At 69.7% G+C, this 18,219-nt stretch carries 14 protein-coding genes and 1 riboswitch; of the genes, 8 read left to right on the top strand and 6 right to left on the bottom strand.

Annotation, left to right across the window (positions count from 1 at the left end; all coding sequences use genetic code 11):
* Position 1 precedes the first annotated feature (1 nt).
* Complete coding sequence (gene thiO, locus J4E04_RS02175) at positions 2-1,096, bottom strand: glycine oxidase ThiO (protein ID WP_490149812.1); 1,095 nt, start codon at positions 1,094-1,096, stop codon at positions 2-4.
* A riboswitch (TPP riboswitch) is annotated at positions 1,089-1,196 on the bottom strand. It overlaps the preceding gene by 8 nt.
* A gap of 165 nt (positions 1,197-1,361) precedes the next feature.
* Between thiO and thiE the strand changes: the two genes are divergently transcribed.
* Positions 1,362-2,045 carry a thiamine phosphate synthase gene (thiE, locus tag J4E04_RS02170; RefSeq protein WP_056442251.1) on the top strand — a complete coding sequence of 228 codons (684 nt, stop codon included), beginning with the start codon at positions 1,362-1,364 and terminating at the stop codon, positions 2,043-2,045.
* Positions 2,046-2,048: 3 nt separating this feature from the next.
* Here thiE and J4E04_RS02165 read toward each other — a convergent pair whose 3' ends face one another.
* On the bottom strand, positions 2,049-2,741 hold the full coding sequence (locus J4E04_RS02165; protein WP_222646304.1) for an NUDIX hydrolase: 693 nt from the start codon (positions 2,739-2,741) through the stop codon (positions 2,049-2,051).
* Positions 2,742-2,859: 118 nt separating this feature from the next.
* On the opposite strand from J4E04_RS02165, the gene J4E04_RS02160 reads away from it, so the two are divergent.
* Genes J4E04_RS02160 through J4E04_RS02150 form a run of 3 tightly spaced genes read left to right on the top strand, consistent with a single transcriptional unit; the run spans position 2,860 to position 7,465 of the window.
* A complete protein-coding gene (locus J4E04_RS02160) occupies positions 2,860-4,170 on the top strand; it encodes a GlnX family signal transduction membrane protein (RefSeq protein WP_051613449.1) in 1,311 nt (436 codons plus the stop codon).
* On the top strand, positions 4,170-5,141 hold the full coding sequence (locus J4E04_RS02155) for a glutamate ABC transporter substrate-binding protein (protein WP_027506227.1): 972 nt from the start codon (positions 4,170-4,172) through the stop codon (positions 5,139-5,141). The genes J4E04_RS02160 and J4E04_RS02155 overlap by 1 nt, the downstream gene beginning before the upstream one ends.
* A 2-nt stretch (positions 5,142-5,143) precedes the next feature.
* Positions 5,144-7,465 carry a serine/threonine-protein kinase gene (locus J4E04_RS02150; protein WP_490149811.1) on the top strand — a complete coding sequence of 774 codons (2,322 nt, stop codon included), beginning with the start codon at positions 5,144-5,146 and terminating at the stop codon, positions 7,463-7,465.
* Here the strand turns inward: J4E04_RS02150 and J4E04_RS02145 are convergent, their stop codons facing one another.
* Both J4E04_RS02145 and pta read right to left on the bottom strand, forming a co-directional pair.
* Positions 7,466-8,653 carry an acetate kinase gene (locus tag J4E04_RS02145; RefSeq protein WP_490149810.1) on the bottom strand — a complete coding sequence of 396 codons (1,188 nt, stop codon included), beginning with the start codon at positions 8,651-8,653 and terminating at the stop codon, positions 7,466-7,468.
* Positions 8,650-10,767, bottom strand: coding sequence for a phosphate acetyltransferase (pta, locus tag J4E04_RS02140; protein ID WP_307097266.1), 2,118 nt, complete (start codon positions 10,765-10,767; stop codon positions 8,650-8,652). The genes J4E04_RS02145 and pta overlap by 4 nt, the downstream gene beginning before the upstream one ends.
* A 114-nt stretch (positions 10,768-10,881) precedes the next feature.
* Here pta and J4E04_RS02135 point away from each other — a divergent pair, with 114 nt between their 5' ends.
* Positions 10,882-12,333, top strand: a complete 1,452-nt coding sequence (locus J4E04_RS02135; RefSeq protein WP_490149809.1) for a DHA2 family efflux MFS transporter permease subunit — start codon at positions 10,882-10,884, stop codon at positions 12,331-12,333.
* Positions 12,326-12,796 carry a MarR family winged helix-turn-helix transcriptional regulator gene (locus tag J4E04_RS02130; protein WP_490149808.1) on the top strand — a complete coding sequence of 157 codons (471 nt, stop codon included), beginning with the start codon at positions 12,326-12,328 and terminating at the stop codon, positions 12,794-12,796. Before J4E04_RS02135 ends, J4E04_RS02130 begins: the two co-directional genes overlap by 8 nt.
* Here the strand turns inward: J4E04_RS02130 and fgd are convergent.
* Positions 12,756-13,769: a glucose-6-phosphate dehydrogenase (coenzyme-F420) gene (gene fgd, locus J4E04_RS02125; RefSeq protein ID WP_490149807.1), complete on the bottom strand. Its 1,014-nt coding sequence runs from the start codon at positions 13,767-13,769 to the stop codon at positions 12,756-12,758. The two genes, J4E04_RS02130 and fgd, sit on opposite strands and share 41 nt — an antisense overlap.
* A gap of 160 nt (positions 13,770-13,929) precedes the next feature.
* Between fgd and J4E04_RS02120 the strand changes: the two genes are divergently transcribed.
* Positions 13,930-15,039 carry an LLM class flavin-dependent oxidoreductase gene (locus J4E04_RS02120; protein WP_490150602.1) on the top strand — a complete coding sequence of 370 codons (1,110 nt, stop codon included), beginning with the start codon at positions 13,930-13,932 and terminating at the stop codon, positions 15,037-15,039.
* Positions 15,036-16,856 (top strand): FAD/NAD(P)-binding protein, encoded by a 1,821-nt coding sequence (locus J4E04_RS02115; RefSeq protein ID WP_490149806.1) that lies wholly within the window; start codon positions 15,036-15,038, stop codon positions 16,854-16,856. The genes J4E04_RS02120 and J4E04_RS02115 overlap by 4 nt, the downstream gene beginning before the upstream one ends.
* Here J4E04_RS02115 and J4E04_RS02110 read toward each other — a convergent pair.
* Positions 16,838-18,184, bottom strand: a complete 1,347-nt coding sequence (locus tag J4E04_RS02110) for an HNH endonuclease signature motif containing protein (RefSeq protein ID WP_490149805.1) — start codon at positions 18,182-18,184, stop codon at positions 16,838-16,840. The genes J4E04_RS02115 and J4E04_RS02110 overlap by 19 nt on opposite strands.
* Positions 18,185-18,219: the final 35 nt, after the last annotated feature.

The raw sequence follows: 18,219 nt of genomic DNA, 5'->3' as shown, positions 1-18,219 counted from the left end.
CCTACCGTGCCCGAGTCCGCGTGAGACTCGAAAACCGTTCGGGGAGAGCGCATGCCGCTTCCGTCAACGGCTCGCCCTCCAGTTCTGCCACCACGGCGTCCGCCGTGACGGGCGCGAGCAGCACCCCGTTGCGACCGTGGCCGGCGGCGACGATCACGCGGTCGTCCCACCGCCCGACCACGGGGATGTTGTCGGGGCTCCCCGGCCGCAGGCCCGCCGCCGTCTCCGCCAACTCGTAGTCACCGACGGCCGGGAACACGGCCTCGGCGTCCGCGAGGAGGTCGCGGACGCCGGCGACGGTCACGGCGGTGTCGTCACCGTGCTCGTACTGCGTCGCACCGACCACCAGACCGTCGCCACGGGGGACGAGGTACACCGCGCGACCGTTGACGCTCGCGCGGACGGTACGCGACGGCGCACTCGCCGAGCCGGGTCGCGCACGCAGGCGCAGGATCTCGCCCTTCACCGGCCGCACCGGGACGTCCGGCAGCAGACGGGACGTCGACCACCCCGCGGCGACCACCACACGATCGGTGGTGAGCGCGTCGAGGTCGGTGACGGGAGCACGCTCGATCCGCACTCCCCGGTCGCGGACCGCGGACTCCAACGCGAGCACCAACGCGCGGTTGTCCACCGACAACTCCCCCGGCGCCGACAGGCCCAGACGAACGCGCGGCGAGAGTGACGGCTCCAGGGTGCGCACCTCGCTGCGCGAGAGGATCTCGAGATCGTGGCCCTGCGCACCCACCCAGTCGGCGACAGTGCGCAGGTCCGCAGCGTCGGCCGAGTCGAACGCGACGGTCAACGATCCACTCGACACGACGACGCCCCGACCCTCCAGGTCCGCGCGCAGCACCGGATCGTGCCACCGCCGCAGCGACGCGGAACCGAGTGCCAGGAGTGCGTGTTCGCCGGGCCAGCCCTCGGACAGCGGCGCGAGCATGCCGCCCGCCACCCAGCTGGCGGCGCCGTCGCCGACAGCGCGTGCACCGAACGTCGGGTCGTGCAGGGTGACGGACCATCCCGCCGCCGCGGCGGCGCGGGCGCAGAACAGGCCGATCACCCCGCCGCCCACGACGGAGACGGATCGCTGCATGAAACTCACTTCCTCCGCCGGCATGACCCGGGTCAGGTGGTTACGGTCTGGGCGGCCTCGCCCACTCTCAGCCCCGTCCGGGACTCCCGTGTTCGTTCCCCTTCACCCTAACCGGCTGATGACCCGACCGGCCTCCGGCCTTCCCGCCACCACCCGACCGGCCTCCGGCCTTCCCGCCACCACCCGACCGGCCTCCGGCCTTCCCGCCACCACCCGACCGGCCTCCGGCCTTCCCGTAGTACTGGGTGGTACTACATTCACACTCGTGACGACTTCGAGGACCACCGCCCGCGAGCGGCTCGCCACCGCTCGTCTGTACCTCTGCACCGACGCCCGCCGAGACACCGGCGACCTGGCCAAGTTCGTGGACGCGGCGCTGTCCGGGGGCGTCGACATCGTGCAGCTCCGCGACAAGGGGTCGGCGGGCGAGAAGAAGTACGGCGCCATCGAGGCGAAGGACGAGCTCGCCGCTCTCGCGGTCATCTCCGCCGCGTGCCGCCGTCACGGCGCGCTGATGGCCGTCAACGATCGTGCCGATCTGGCGCTCGCCTCGGGCGCCGACGTGCTGCACCTCGGCCAGAACGATCTGCCGGTGCACTACGCGCGCCGCATCGTGGGCCCGGACGTCGTCATCGGGCGCTCCACGCAGAACCGGGCACAGGCCACGCTCGCCGACATCGAGGACGGCGTCGACTACTTCGCCACGGGACCGGTGTGGGCGACTCCCACCAAGCCGAACCGTTCGGCCGCGGGCCTGGACGTCGTGCGTGAGGTCGCCGAATCGCATCCCACCCGGCCGTGGTTCGTCATCGGCGGGGTCGAGGAGAACAACGTCGCGCAGGCGCTCGAGGCGGGCGCGTCCCGCATCGCGGTGGTGCGGGCGATCACGCAGGCTCGCGACCCCGAGGCGGCGGCCCGTCGACTGCTCGATCTGCTGCCGTCGGTCTGACCGTCAGAGTCCGTCCGGCGACAGGACGGTGACGTCGGCGGGAACCGCCGAGCGCACCGCGTCGTCGGCCGTCACGACGACGACGCGCAGGTCGGTGTCGTTCCGGACCGCCGCGAGCGCCGCGTCCACGTTCTCGGCCCGCACGGTGTCGACGATCCACCCGAAGCTGCCGACGGCGAGTCGTACGGTGCGCGCCGGGAGGTCGTCGGGGGCGTCGGCGGCCAGGACGGCTCGGACGGGCACGGTGCGCAGCGACGGCCAACTCTCGGCGAAGGCGGGGTGCAGCGGCAGCGAGTCCACCTCGTGCTCCGCGACCCAGCGCAGTTCGGTGCTCTCACCGTTGGGAACCGTGTCGAGTTCGCGCTCCGCGTCGGCGATCACAGTGGTGTAGGACCACCCCGAGTCCTCGATCTTGGTGACGTGCTCGTCCCGCACGGTCAGCAGGTCGTCGGTGATGCCCGCCTCCTCGCCGGCCTCGCGTACGGCCGCGTGGACGGCGCTCTCGTGACTGTCCCTGGCACCACCGGGCAGCGCCCACGTCCCGCCCTGATGACTCCAAGCCGCACGGTGCTGCAGCAACACCACGGAGCCCGCCGACCCGGTCGGAGCCCGCAACAGCAGACCGGCCGCGCCGTGTCGTCCCCAGTGCCGGCTCCCGTCGCTGCTGAAGACCCAGCCGTCCCCGTCACCGCGCATGGTTCACCGTCCGCATTCCCCCACCTTATTGCTCCTCGCGTTGCCTGTGCTCGGACCACGGTGGGCCTATGCTCGAATCCGGACATGAGGGCGACCGATCGCGCGGGAAGGGGTCGAGGTGTCACAGCAGACGAGTGCGCTGACTCTGCGCGCGCCCGTCGACACCCGCTCCGAACGGTCGGAGTTCCTCCGTTCCACTCCCGTCCGGCTGTTGGCGGTGGGTCTACTGGTGGTCGCGACGCTCGTGACCACCGCTCTCGTGACGACGCTGTCGGTGTCGGACCGCCAGCGCACCCTCGAACTGCTGCTCGCGCGCACCGAGCCGCTGTCCGATGCGGCGCAGAACCTGTACGTGCAGCTGTCGGTCGCGGACGCGACGGCGGCGACGGCCTTCCTCTCGGGCGGTCTGGAACCCGGCGACGTCCGTGGTCGGTACACGGACTCGCTCGGAGCGGCGGCGGGCGAGGTGGTCCGCGCGTCCACCGGACTCGCGAGCGACGACGCGACGTCGCGGCAACTGCTGGCGACGATCTCCACGAACCTGCCGCTGTACGCCGGCATCATCGAGACCGCGCGGACGAACAACCGCGTCGGCAATCCGGTGGGTTCCGCGTATCTGGCCGAGGCGTCGACCCTCATGCAGAACACGATCCTGCCGTGGGCCGAGGAACTGCACGCGGAGAAGTCCGGTGACGTGTCGGATGCGCAGCGCCAGTTCGCGACACCACCCTGGTCGGCGTTCGTCGTGCTGGGCATCACCGTGCTCGTGCTCGTCGGCGCGCAGATGTTCCTGAGCCGGAAGACCAAGCGCACCGTCAACGTCGGTTTCGCGGGTGCCACGGTGGGCGTCGTACTGCTGCTCGGCTGGATGCTCGTCGCGGGGCTCATCTCCTCGACCGCCACCGACCGCGCTCTGGTGCGCGGCGCGGAGCCCCTGGACCTGCTCACCACCAGCCGGATCCTCGCCCAGCAGGCACGCGCCGATGAGACCATCGGCATGACGCGGCGCGGCGGCTTCGCCGACTACGAGAAGTCGTACTCCGACGCGGTGTCCGGCCTCGCCGACACCCTCGGCACACTCGCGCACGACGACGACACGCACAGTCCCCGGATGGACGACGCCCGTGCGCTGGTGTCGCTCTGGACCAGCTCGCACGACCGGATGAACGCGTCGCTGGACGTCGGCGACTTCGACACTGCCGTCACCATCGCCACCGGAACGGCTGCCGGCGACTCCAGCGACGTGTTCGGTCGGCTCGACTCGGCTCTCGTCGAGGAGATCGAGGCGTCCCGCGCGTCCCTGCGAGACGACGTCCAGCGTGCGTCGGGCGTGCTGGCCGGCCTCACCGTGGGCACCGGCATCGTGTGCGGCCTGGCCGTGCTCGCCGTCGTGGGCGGTATGTGGTCGCGTATCCGGGAGTACCTGTGATGCGCCGCGCGGCCGTGATCGCCGCCGCGCTCATCCTCGTCCTGACCGGCTGCGCGGACACCACGCCGGTGCCGGAGGCGCCGGACCGCGCCACTGTCGCCGAACCGCTGCCCGACGGGGCCACCGGCGTCACCCCGGGCGCACCGATGCCACCGGCGGAGGACTGCGGCGACCCCCGTGCGAGCCTGCGGCCCAACTACGCCGCGCCCGACGGCGCACCCGTACCCGCTCCGAACGTCGACGCGATCCGCGCCCGCGGGCGCCTCGTCGTCGGGCTGGACACCGGCAGCAACCTGTTCAGCTTCCGCGATCCCGTGAGCGGTGAGATCGTCGGCTTCGACGTCGACATCGCCCGCGAGGTCGCCCGCGATCTGTTCGGGGACCCGGACCGGCTGGAGTACCGCATCCTCGCGTCCGCCGAGCGGATCGACGCCCTGGCCGAGGGCGAGGTCGACATCGTCGTCAAGACCATGACCATCACGTGTGCCCGGCGCGAACGGGTGACCTTCTCCACCGTGTACTACCAGGCGGATCAACGGGTTCTGGCCGTCAAGGGCTCGGGCATCACGGGTGTCGGTGACCTCGGCGGTCGGCGCGTGTGCGCCGCGGCGGGCACCACGTCGTTGCTGCGCATCCAGCGTCTGCAGCCCAGTGCCCAGATCGTCAGCGTGCCCAGCTGGGCGGACTGTCTCGTGGTGCTGCAGCAGGGCGGTGTCGACGCCGTCAGCACCGACGACGCGATCCTCGCCGGACTCGCCGCCCAGGATCCGTACCTGGAGATCGTCGGGTTCTCCATCGCCGCGGAGCCGTACGGGATCGGCGTGACGCTGGGTCACGACGACCTCGTGCGCGTCGTCAACAGGACGCTCGAACGCATTCGCGGCGACGGCACCTGGAACCGCATCTACACCCAGTGGTTGTCCGTCCTCGGCCCGTCTCCCGGCGCGCCCTTTCCCGTCTACAACGGCTGATCATGAGTACCGAACCCGATCTCGAGGCGACCCGGGCCTCGTTGCGCGACGAGGATCCCGACGCCACCCGCGCCGCCCTGCGCGAGCAGGACTCCGACGCGACGAGGGCCTCGGTGCGCCCCGAGGAGAACGATGCGACGCGGGCCGCGCTGCGCGAGGACACCACGGGGCGCACCTCCCGGCCGAGCCGCCGCGTACGAACCGGAAAGCGTCGTCGCCTCGGTGGTGGGCTGGTGGAACTGCCGCGCATTCCCGAGGTCGATCCCGCGACCGCTGTCATGTCGGACCCCCGCGTCCCGGAGAGCAAGCGGTTCTGCTGGAAGTGCAACGCCCCCGTCGGGCGGAGCGTCGACGGCCGGCCCGCCCATCCGTCGGGTGACTGCGACAGGTGCGGAACGCATTTCGACTTCTCCCCGCTGCTCGAACCCGGTGAGATGGTGGCCGGGCAGTACGAGGTGCAGGGGTGTATCGCGCACGGCGGACTCGGGTGGATCTACCTCGCCATCGATCGCAACGTCAGCGATCGCTGGGTCGTGCTCAAGGGCCTGCTGCACTTCGGCAACGCCGAGGCACACGCGGTGGCGATGGCGGAACGCCAGTTCCTCGCCGAGGTGACCCACCCCGGCATCGTCAAGATCTACAACTTCGTGGAGCACCCCCGCCCCCTCGCGCCCGGCTCGCAGGAGGTGCCGTCGTCGACGGGGTACATCGTCATGGAGTACGTCGGCGGTCGCACGCTGCGCCAGATCATGACCGACAACCCGGCGCGCACGAAACTGCCTGTGCAGGAAGCCATCGCCTACCTCCTCGAGGTGATGCCCGCGCTGGCCTACCTGCACTCCATCGGTCTGGCGTACAACGATCTGAAACCCGAGAACGTCATGGTGACGCAGGACCAGATCAAGCTGATCGACCTGGGCGCGGTGAGCCAGCTGGAGGACTACGGGTACCTCTACGGTACGGCCGGGTACCAGGCACCGGAGATCGTGCGGACCGGACCCACGGTGGCGTCCGACATCTTCACCGTGGGGCGCACTCTCGCGGTCCTGACGCTCGAGATCGCCTCGGAGCACGGGCGGTACGTGGACGGCATCCCGGAGGACGCGCCCGTCCTGCAGGAGTACCAGTTCTTCGCCCGGCTGCTCCGACGCGCGACGGCCGCCGACCCGCTCACCCGGTTCCGCAGCGCCGACGAGGCGGCGAGTCAGCTCAGTGGTGTTCTGCGCGAGATCCTCTCGCAGCAGACGGGTGACAGCCACCCGTCGCTCTCGTCGGTGTTCAGCCCGCAGCGCACCACCTTCGGCACCGACGAGCAGGTCGCCGTCACCGACGTGTACATCGACGGACGGCACCGCGTGGCCAGGCTGGATCCGCGCGACGTGGTGGCCGCGCTTCCGGTCCCCCTGATCGACACGTCGGACCCGAGCGCGCAGCTCATCGCCGCGGCCGTGCACAGCGAACCGCACCAGACGCTCGACTCGCTGCGCCTCGCTCGCGAGAACGGCCTCGATCGCACAGTGGGCGACGACTCCGTCGGGTCCGTGGAAGCGGTGCTGACCGAAGCCCGCGCGTATCTCGATCTGGGCGAGGGAGATTCGGCCGCGGAGGTGATGCGCAGGCTGGACGACGTGACGGGCAACTGGCGTGTCGACTGGCACCGCGGCACCATCGCGCTGCTGTGCCGTAACTTCGTCGACGCCGCCGACAAGTTCGACTCGGTGCTCTCCGCGATGCCCGGCGAGGTCGCACCCAAGCTCGCGCTCGCGGCGACGGCGGAACTGTTGGCGCAGCAGACCTCCGACGACGGCCACGACACGTGGTGCGCCCTGGCCGAGACGATGTACACCACGGTGTGGCGGACCGATCGCACCATCGTCAGCGCCGCGTTCGGTCTCGCCCGCAGGCTCGCGGAACGGGGTGCGCTGCTCGACGCCATCATGACTCTCGATCTGGTGCCCGCCACGTCACGGCACTACTCGATGGCACGGATGACCGGCGTACTCACACTGCTCTCCGGCTCCGCGGCCGACATGGACGAGGGTGCGCTCTACGAGGCGGCGCGGCGCGTCGAGGCGCTGCCGGCGCGCGAACCCCGTGCGCTGCAACTGCGGACGGTCGTCCTGGGCACCGCGCTCGAATGGATGGAATCCGGGCACACGCCCGAGTCCACGGTGCCGCTGCTCGGCGTGCCCTTCACGCGGGACGGCCTCCGGACGGGCGCCGAGACCGCCCTGCGATCCCTCGCCCGGACCGCGCGGACCCGGTCGCACCGCTTCGCCCTGGTGGACCTGGCCAACGCGGTGCGGCCCAAGTCCCTCTTCTGATCAGCCGATCAGGGCCACCGCGGCGCGGGCGATGGCCAACTCCTCGTTGGTGGGCACCACGAGGACCGTCACCGGGGAATCGTCCGTCGAGATGACCCGGATTCCCTTGCCGCGCTCGGCATTGCGCTCCTCGTCCAGCTCGATCCCGTACATCTCGAGGTCCGCCAGGGCCGCTGCGCGCACCTCGGCCGAATTCTCGCCCACGCCGGCGGTGAACGTGACGACGTCCACGTGGCCCAGCTCGATCATGTACGCGCCGAGGTAGCGCCGCAGGCGATGGACGTACACGTCGAAGGCCAGAGCCGCGGCCTCGTCACCGTCGTCGATGAGGCGCCGGAGCTCACGGAAGTCGGTGACACCACTCAGTCCCTTGATACCGGAGCGGCGGTTGAGCAGTTCGTCGATGGCATCGACGTCCATGTCGGCACTGCGCCGCAGGTGCATCACGATGCCGGGATCGATGTCGCCGCTGCGGGTTCCCATCACGAGTCCCTCGAGCGGGGTGAGGCCCATGGACGTGTCCACCGCGACGCCGCCGCGCACGGCCGATGCCGAGGCGCCGTTGCCGAGGTGCAGCACGATCTGGTTCACGTCCGACGGCGACCGTCCCAGATGCTCTGCCACACGGCCACTCACGTACTCGTGGGACGTGCCGTGCATCCCGTACCGCTTGATGTCGTGTTCGGCGGCGGTGGCCGCATCGATGGCGTACGTCGAGGCGGCGGCGGGGAGGGTGTGGAAGAACGCCGTGTCGAACACGGCGACCTGCGGCACGTCGGGCAGCTCCCGTCGCGCCACCTCGATCCCGCGCAGGTTGGCCGGATTGTGCAGGGGCGCGAGCGCACTGAGCTCGTCGATGGTGGTCACGACCGAGTCGTCGATGAGGGTGGGCTCGCTGAAGACGGTGCCGCCGTGCACCACTCGATGCCCCACTGCCGTGATACCCGCCTCCGCCAGGGGCAGTCCCGCGTCGGCCATCATCTCGAACGCCAGCCGGAGGCCCGTGACGTGATCGGGGATGTCGGTCGTCTTCTCCGTCGTGTCGTCGCCGCGGGTGACGGCCACGCGCCCGTCGGCGTCCCCGATGCGCTCGACGATGCCCTGCAGGACACTGTTTCCCGAGTCGGGGTCCACCACCTGGAACTTCACCGACGACGATCCCGAGTTGACGACCAGCACCGTGCTCACTTCGCGACCTCGAGACCGTCGGTACCGGACTGGGCCTGGATGGCGGTGATCGCCACCGTGTTCACGATGTCCTGCACCAGGGCTCCTCGACTGAGATCGTTGACGGGCTTGCGCAGTCCCTGCAGCACCGGTCCCACGGCCACGGCGTTGGCGCTGCGCTGCACCGCCTTGTACGTGTTGTTGCCGGTGTTGAGGTCGGGGAAGACGAACACGGTCGCCCGGCCCGCCACCTCGGAGTCAGGCAGCTTGGACTTCGCCACCGACGGGTCGATGGCCGCGTCGTACTGGATCGGTCCCTCCACCAGCAGATCCGGCGCCCTGTCGCGGACGAGGTCGGTCGCCGTCCGGACCTTGTCCACGTCGGCACCCGATCCGGAATCGCCGGTGGAGTAGCTCAGCATCGCCACCCGCGGCTCGATGCCGAACATCGACGCGGTGGCCGCGGACGAGACGGCGATGTCGGCGAGCTGTTCCGACGTGGGGTCGGGAACCACGGCGCAGTCGCCGTAGGCGAGCACCTTGTCCGCGAGACACATCAGGAAGATGCTCGAGACCGTCGAGACCCCGTCCATGGTCTTGATGATCTCGAAGGACGGCTTGATCGTGTGCGCCGTGGTGTGCGCGGCGCCCGAGACCATGCCGTCGGCAATGCCCTTGTGCACCATCATGGTTCCGAAGTACGAGATGTCGGACATGATCTCGCGGGCCTTGTCCTCGGTCATGCCCTTGTGCTTGCGCAGCTCGACGTACTCCGCGACGAAGTCGTCCGTGTACTCCGAGTTCGTCGGATCCAGCACGGTGGCCTCGGACAGGTCCACCCCCAGTTCCCCGGCCCTGCGCGTGATCGCCGCCTCGTCACCGAGGATGGTCAGGTCCGCGACCTGCCGTTGCAGCAGTCGTCCGGCCGCGCGCAGGATCCGGTCGTCCGACCCCTCGGGCAACACGATGTGCTTGCGGTCGGCGCGGGCCCGGTCGATGAGCTGGTACTCGAACATCTGCGGCGTCACCACCGACGGCATCGCGACGTCGAGGCGGCCCAGGATCTCGGCGGCGTCGACGTGGCGTTCCATGAGCGCCAGCGCCGTGTCGACCTTGCGTTGCGATCCGACGGCCACCCGCCCGCGAGTGGACGCGGCCACACTCGCGGTGTCGAAGGTTCCGAGTTCGGTGGTGAGGATCGGTAGTCGGGGCTGCAGACCCTCGATGAGCTTGGCGATCATGGGATGCGGTGTCAGTCCGCCGTTCATGACGATGCCGGCGAGCGACGGAAACCCCTCGGCCTCGTGGGCGTTGACGAGCGCGAGCACGACGTCGGAGCGGTCGGCCGGAGCGATGACGACGACTCCCTCGGTGAGTCGCTCGAGAATGTGCTCGGCCGTCATGCCGCCGACCATCACGCGCAGGGCCTCCCGTTGCAGCAGTTCGGCATCGCCGCTGTAGAGCTCGCCCTTCATCGCGTGCAGCAGTTCGTCCATGGTCGGTGCGACCAGCAGCGGTACCTCGGGCAGAGCCCACGCCGGCACGTCCTCGGTCGAGAGCTGCGCGATGACGTCGTCCAACGCGTCGGGATCGCACCGGTTGGCGACGATGCCGGCCAGATGGGCGCGGTGCGTCGACAGTTCCGATCGACACACGTCGGCGAGGTGGGCGATCTCCTCGGGCGTGCGTTCGGAGCCACGCAGCGCGAGGAGCACCGGGGCGCCCAGGTTCACGGCGACGCGCGCGTTGAATCCCAGCTCGCTGGGACTGGCGATGTCGGTGTAGTCGCTGCCCACGATCACCACGGCATCGCACTGGGACGCGACGTCGTGATAGCGGCGCACGATCTCGGCGAGCGCGGCGTCGGGATCCGCGTGCACCTCGTCGTAGGTGACGCCGAGCGACTGCTCGTACGTGGTGTCCGCGGTGGTGTGGTCGATCATGAGCTCGAGGATGTAGTCGGTCTCGGACGACGACCGAGCGATCGGCCGGAACACACCGACCCGAGCCGTCGAGGCACCGAGCATGCGCAGCAGCCCCAACGCGATGGTCGACTTGCCGGTGTCCCCCTCGGGCGACGCGATGTAGATGCTGGAGACGGGCGAACTGGGCGTGTCTGCGGGCGCGGCGACCATGGTCTCAGCCTAATGGGCGCGCCGCCGCGGTCGTCCGAGACGATGTCCCGCGGTCGGGCTGTGATCCCGGGAACAACTCCGCACTTTCTTAGCCTACGCAAGCATAATACTTGTGTGCCCACAACTGTCGCGTCAGGCGGTCTCGACCAGCGTCACAAGATGATCGTGCTGGCCACGTGCTGCCTCAGCCTGCTCATCGTGTCGATGGACGCCACCATCGTGAACGTCGCGCTGCCCGCCGTCCGCACCGAACTCGGCGCATCCGTGTCCCAGCTCCAGTGGACCATCGACGTCTACACACTGGTGCTCGCCAGTCTGCTGCTGCTGTCCGGCACCACCGCGGACCGTGTGGGGCGGCGCCGTGTCTTCCAGATCGGACTCGTCAGCTTCGCCGTCGGCTCGCTGCTCTGCAGCCTCGCCCCCACCGCCCCGGTCCTCATCCTCGCGCGCATGATCCAGGCGATCGGTGGGTCGATGCTCAACCCCGTCGCCATGTCGATCATCACGCAGGTCTTCACCGGGAAGGCCGAGCGTGCCCGGGCGATCGGTATGTGGGGCGCCGTGGTCGGCATCTCCATGGCCCTCGGTCCCATGCTCGGCGGACTGTTGATCGAGATCTCCGGGTGGCGGTCCGTCTTCTGGATCAACATCCCGGTCTGCCTCGCAGCGTTCGTTCTCGCCGCCGTGTTCGTCCCCGAGTCGCGGTCGCCCGTCGTGCGCGCGTTCGATCCGGTCGGTCAGCTGCTCGGTGTCGTCATGCTGGCCTCCCTGGTGTTCGGCCTCATCGAGGGTCCCTCGCTCGGATGGTCGTCGCCCATCACCCTCGCGGTGTTCGCCCTGTCCGCCGGCTCGTTCGTCGCGTTCGTCCGCTACGAGAACAGGCGCGTCGATCCGTTCATCGATCTGCGCTTCTTCCGCAGCATCCCGTTCTCGTCGGCGACGATCGTGGCCGTGTGCGCCTTCGGCGGATACGGAGCGTTCCTGTTCCTCATGTCGCTGTACCTGCAGGAGGTGCGCGGCTTCAGCGCCATCGGCACGGGAGCGTCCTTCCTGCCGCTCGCACTCGCCACGCTGATCTGCTCGCCGCTGTCCGGGCGGATGGTGGCGCGGTGGGGTGCCCGCCCCTCGATGACCATCGCCGGTGTGGTCATCGCCGTCGCGGGCCTGACCCTCACCCGCCTCTCCGCCACCACCCCCGTCAGCGCACTGCTGGTCATGTTCGCGATCTTCGGGGTCGGCTTCGGGCTGGTCAACGCCCCCATCACCAACGCGGCCGTCGGCGGGATGCCCCGCGATCGCGCGGGTGCGGCGTCGGCGGTCGCGTCGACCAGCCGCCAGATCGGTGTCAGCATCGGCGTCGCGCTGTGCGGGAGCCTCACCACCGCGGGCGCCGCGGCCGGCATCGACGCGGGGTTCGCCGCCTCCACACACACGGTCTGGTGGGCTCTGGCCGCCATCGGTGTGATCGTCGCGGGCCTCGGGCTGGTCAGCGCGAGCAGGCGGGCCACGCGGACCGCGGACGACGTGGCCGCACTGTTCCGCACACCGGAGCCCGCCCGTGCCTGACCGCCGGAGCCGACTGATAGACGAGGCCTGGGCCGCGATGACCTCGCTGGTCTTCGAGAACCGCGACACCTGGCGCCGACGGGTGGCGGCCGAGGTCGACATGCCGTTCAGCCGGGTGCGGGTGCTACGGCGCCTGGTCGACGGACCGCTGACGATGAGCGCGGTGGCCACCGCGGCGGCGATGGACGCACCGGCGACCACGGTGTGCGTCAACGAACTCGAGTCTCGCGGCTACGTCCGCCGCACCGTCGACGACAGCGATCGTCGCAGCAAGCGCGTCACGATCACCGACGACGGCCGCGCCCTGATGGACCGCGTACACGCGATCACCGACCCGGTACCCGACTCGCTCGCCGACCTCGGCGACGAGGACGCCGCGGTGCTGCACCGGATCCTGTCGGGCGCGGTGTCCTCCGGCGTCGTCAGCCCAGACGGCGCAGACGGGGCTCCAGATCGGTCTTGAACAGCTCCAGGAACCGACGCTGATCGTGACCCGGCGCGTGAAAGACAAGGTGGTTCAGGCCTGCATCGACGTACGGCTTGACCTTCTCCACCGCCTCGTCCGGATCGGAGGCGACGATCCACCGCTTCGCCACCTGCTCGATCGGCAGCTCGTCCGCGGCCCTCTCCATCTCGATCGGATCGTCGATGGAGTGCTTCTGCTCCGGCGTCAGTGACAGCGGCGCCCAGAAGCGCGTGTTCTCAAGCGCCGCATCGGCATCGGTGTCGTACGAGATCTTGATCTCGATCATGTGATCGATGTCCTCGACGGGCCGCTCCATCTTCGCCGCACCCTCGGCGACGGCCGGAATGAGCTTGTCGGTGTAGAGCTCCATGCCCTTGCCCGAGGTGCAGATGAAGCCGTCACCACTGCGTCCCGCGTAGCGCGCGACCACCGGGCCACCTGCCGCGATGTAGACGGGAACGCCACCCTCGGGCACGTCGTAGATCGATGCGCCCTTCGTCTTGTAGTACTCACCCTCGAAGTCGACGCGATCTCCGAGCCACAGCTCGCGCATCAGCGACACCGCCTCGCGCAGGCGAGCGAACCGCTCCTTGAACTCGGGCCACTCGCCGTCGAATCCGGTCGCGATCTCGTTGAGGGCCTCACCGGTGCCTACACCGAGCATGATCCGGTTCGGGTACAGGCACGCCATCGTCGCGAACGCCTGGGCGATCACGGCCGGGTTGTAGCGGAACGTCGGGGTCATCACCGACGTGCCCAGCTGCAGAGTCTTCGTGCGCTCACCGACCGCGGTCATCCACGCCAGCGAGAACGGTGCGTGGCCACCCTCGTGGCGCCAGGGCTGGAAGTGGTCGCTCACGGTCGCCGAGTCCATGCCCGACGCCTCCGCCTGCACCGCGATCTCGACGAGCTCACGTGGACCGAACTGCTCGGCCGACGCCTTGTATCCCAGCTTCAGTTCCTGTGCCACGCCGAACTCCCTCGTCTACCGCCGAACCCCGGTCACCGTCATGTCTATCAGTCGGGGCCTCCGATCCGCCCGAGGCCTTCGAATCGCAGTGCGCGCAACCCTGTCACCGAGGTGAGCAGCCCGGCACCGTGGGAGGTTGCACGAGCGCGAGGAGGCTGTGGTGCGCTTTCAGGTCCTGGACATCGTCTTCAATCCGCCCCACCCCGTCACCGGGGAGGTGGTACCCGCTGCCGAGCGGCTCGACCGAGTGGTCGACCTCGCCGTGCACGCGGACCAGCTGGGAATCGACTCCTTCGCGGTCGGCGAGCGTCACGCCGGGGACGTCCTGTCGTCGAGCCCCACGGTGATCCTCGGCGCGCTGGCACAGGCCACGAACCGGATTCTGCTGTCGACCGGCGTCACGGTGCTCTCGGTACTCGACCCCGTGCGTCTCGCGGAGGACCTCGCGACCGTCGACCAGCTGAGCCACGGGCGGCTCGAGATCGTCGTCGGCAAGGGCAACGAGGCGTGGCAGTACCCATTGTTCGGGAAGGACATCGCGCGCCAGTACGAGTACCTGACCGAGAACTACGAGTTGTTCCGTCGACTGATCCGCGAGGAGAACGTCACGTGGTCCGGGCAGCACCGGACTCCGCTCGAGAACGCCACCACTCTGCCGCGGCCGTTCGCCGGTCCCTTCCGCGTCTGGCACGGGTCGGCGACGTCGACACACGCCGTCGACCTCGCGGCCCGGTGGGGTGACCCCCTCGTCACGGCCAACGCATTCCAGCCGCGGGAGAACTACGCCGTCCTCGTCGACCGCTACCGGGAGAAGTACGCCGAGGCCGGGCACGATCCCCGGTTCGCCTTCGTCGGGTCCGGCTCGGGAGGGCTGTTCCTCGCGGAGACGACCGATCAGGCCGTCGAGCAGTACCGCCCGCTCTACGAGGGTGCGGTGGCACAGGCCGACCAGCGTCGGCACGATCCCGGGGCGGTGGGCAAGGTGACGAGCTTCCGCTCGATCGAGGAGGCCGTGGATCGCGGTCCCGCGCTCGTCGGGTCGTCGGAGCGCGTCGCCGAGAAGATCGTGGACTACCACCACGCATACGGGCATGTCCTGCAGTCGGTGTCGATCAACCACCTGCTCGAACCGGAGCACCAGAAGGACATCCTCCGCCAGTTCGCCGAGGAGGTGGTGCCGCGAGTGCGCAAGGAACTTCCCGAACCACTGCTGTGGGGCGAGGACGATTCCCGGCGCGCTGCGGGCTTCACGGCGGGACCGTACTCGTGAGCATCGCGTTCGTGGGCGGAGGACCCCGCGCGACCGGCATCCTCGAGCGGATCGTCGGCCGGGCCGACGAGCTGACCGAACCGATCGACGTCCATGTCGTCGACCCCCACCCGCCGGGTGCAGGGCGGATCTGGCGACGGAACCAGGACCCCCTGCTGTGGATGAACTCCGTCGCGGCGGACGTGGCCATGCTGCCCGACGGGTCGGGCGGTCCCACCCTCGCGGAGTGGGTGACGGCGAACCGGGAAACCCTCGTCACGGATCCGGCTCTGCGGGAGGAGATTCTCCGTTTCACCCCGTCGTCGTTCGCGTCCCGGTCGCTGCAGTCCCACTATCTCGCTCACGTCTTCGAGAGCGCGGTGAAGGCGCGGCCGGATCGTGTTCGAGTGCACGTGCACCGGGCCTGCGTCGTCGACATCGAGGATCGGGGTGTCCACCAGCGCCTGATCCTCGACGACGGCACCGTGCTCGAGGTGACCGATGTCGTTCTGGCGCAGGGCCAACCCGACACTCTGCCGCCGGCGGACGTCCAGGCATTGGCCGCCCATGCCGAGACCCACGGTCTCCGGTACATCGGGCCGGGATACACAGCCGACCTCGACCCGGCGCTGGTTCCCGAGGCCGAACCCGTCCTGATCTCGGGCCTCGGTCTCGCCTTCGTGGACTGGATGGTGCTGCTCGCGGAGTCACGCGGCGGCACCTTCTCGCGCTCCGGTGACGGCACCCTGGTGTACACGGCCTCCGGCCGGGAACCCCTGGTGTACGCCGGATCTCGACGCGGGGTTCCGTACCACGCCAAGATCTCGTACTCCATCGCCGATGCGGCACCGCCTCTCCCGAGGTTCTTCGTACCCGAGGCTTTTCCCGGAACGGAGACGCTCGACTTCCGTACGGCGGTCTGGCCTCTCGCGGTCACGGAACTTGCGTGGGCGCACTATCACGAGCTGTTCCGCTCCCACCCCGACCGTGTCCGCGGGCAGTTCATCGAACTCGAGACCGCCCTGGGCCGTGACGGGGCCCGTGCAGTCGGTGAACTGGTCGAACGACTGGTCCCCGATCCCGAGGACCACTTCGACGTCGACACGCTCGACCGACCCCTGCGGCACGCCCGATTCGACTCGGCGGCCGATGCCGCAGAGCAGGTGCACCGCTACATCGAGGCAGACCTGGCACGACGGCGCGACCCCCGCTTCAGCGCGGACGCCGCCGTGTTCTCGGCCCTGCTGTCGGTGTATCGGACTGTGGGAGAGCTCGTTCGGACAGAGCGACTGCGCCCGGACGACGTCGCGACGCAGGTGGAGGGACAGCTGCATTCCTTCTTCAGCTTCCTCGCGAGCGGTCCCCCGCCCGAGCGCCTGGAGCAGCTGCTCGCACTCGGCCGCGCCGGAGTCATTCGCTACCTCGGCCCCGAGGTGCGGTTCGAGGCGGACGGTGACGGCTTCCGGGCGACCTCGCACGTGCACCACGACGTGGTGCGAGCGCGGACGCTCATCGAAGCCCGACTGCCCAGCGCGTCCATCTCGCGCAGCGCCGACGCCCTGCTGCGATCGCTGCACGAGCGCTGTGAGGTCCGCGAGGTGAGTGCGTCTCCGACGAGTCCGGCCAAACTGGCCGTCGACGGCTCGTCCCGCGTGATCGACGCATCGGGCACGGCGCACCCCCATCGGTACGCGGTGGGAATGTGGGTGGCGGGCCACGCCTGGTCCGGCGCCTTCGCCCGGCCCGGCATCGACGCCGGCTTCTTCCGGCACAACGACGCGATCGCCGCGGATCTCGTGGCCGGCCACCGTGCTGTGTCTCACCCGGCTCGACGCTGAACGAGCAGCTCGTACAGCTGCGTCTCCACCATCGTGGTGGGAAGCGGCAACGGTACTGCCGGCGGAGCCGAGTCGTAGGTGTGGCCCGTCGGCGTCCGGAATCTGACGATGTGGCCGCCGTCGACGTGCTCGACGACCCGCTGGGCCTCCCACCCCTCCGCGTCCTTCGCGTAATTGCAGGCGGCGCACAGTCCCACGCCGTTCTCCGCCGTCGTCGGGCCACCGAACCTGAAGGGGCGTATGTGGTCGTGGTGTCGGATCGGCGCATCGCACCACGGTGTGCGGCACGTCCGGTCGCGGACGTCGATGTAGTGACCGAGTCCCGCCGGGAACACACGCGCCGTCGAGTCCATCGCCGTGAGCTGTCCCGTCGACGGGACGGCGTAGAGCCGCCGCAGGGTCGCACCGACACTCCCGCCGTCGATGCGGTCGGCCACCGCACGGCGGGCCACTTCGGCGGGAACCATGCCGTAGCCGGGAACGTGCGCGGCCTCGTCACCGCCGGCGAGCAACGACTCGTCGGACATGACCAGCTGCACCGCCACCGGGGGACCCGCCGCTGCATCTCCCCCGGTCACGCGCTCGAACAACAGGTCCGCCATCACCTGATCACGCGTTCGACCCTCGGCACGGCCGGCTGCGACGAGCGCGTCCGCGTCTCGGCGCAACGTGGCGTACACGCACACCGCCTTGTCCATCGGCAACAGCGCCGTCGCGTATCCCATGAAATCCGGAGCCGGACGCACGCTCACGCGGCGCTGCGCAGCCGCACGCGCGTTCCTCCGCACCACGGCCGCGGCATCGAGCTCGACCGCCGCGGCCACCGCGAGCGCGACCACCTGCTTGTCGCCCTTCCCTTCCAACGTCGAGGCGTCGGCGCACAACCGGCGATCGACCTCCCGCCGGTCCGCCACGGTGAGGTGCGCCGTCTCCCGCACCAGCAGCATCGCGCGGTGCTCGCTCAGGCGGCCTTCGCGCATCGACTGCAGGGTGTACGGCATCTCGTGCACCAGTGCCCGTGCGAGTCCGAGGTATGTGCCACCACGCCGATGTGACTCGCGACGTGCCAGACCCACCTGTGACGCGATCCCGAGATCCCACTGCTTCCTCGGCAGCCCGCGATCACGCCGATCGGCTCGTACGCTCGCCGCCACCCCGGCGGTCACTACCGCCTGCGTCGCCGCGCCCACGCACTTCAGGGCTTCGATGGCCGTCACGGCATCGATTCCTTCCCGCGCCGACCCGCCGTCCTCCACCAGCCCCAAACGCGCTGTGAACAGCCGTATCTCGTCCACCGACGGTGGGTGCAGCTCTACCGTGTCGTTCATCGATCTCCCCCCGGATCCTCGATTCCTGCAGAAGG

Source organism: Rhodococcus sp. NFXS4, assembly GCF_058139645.1.
Note: the sequence above shows the minus strand (reverse complement) of the source record. Positions and strands in the feature narration are given on the sequence as shown.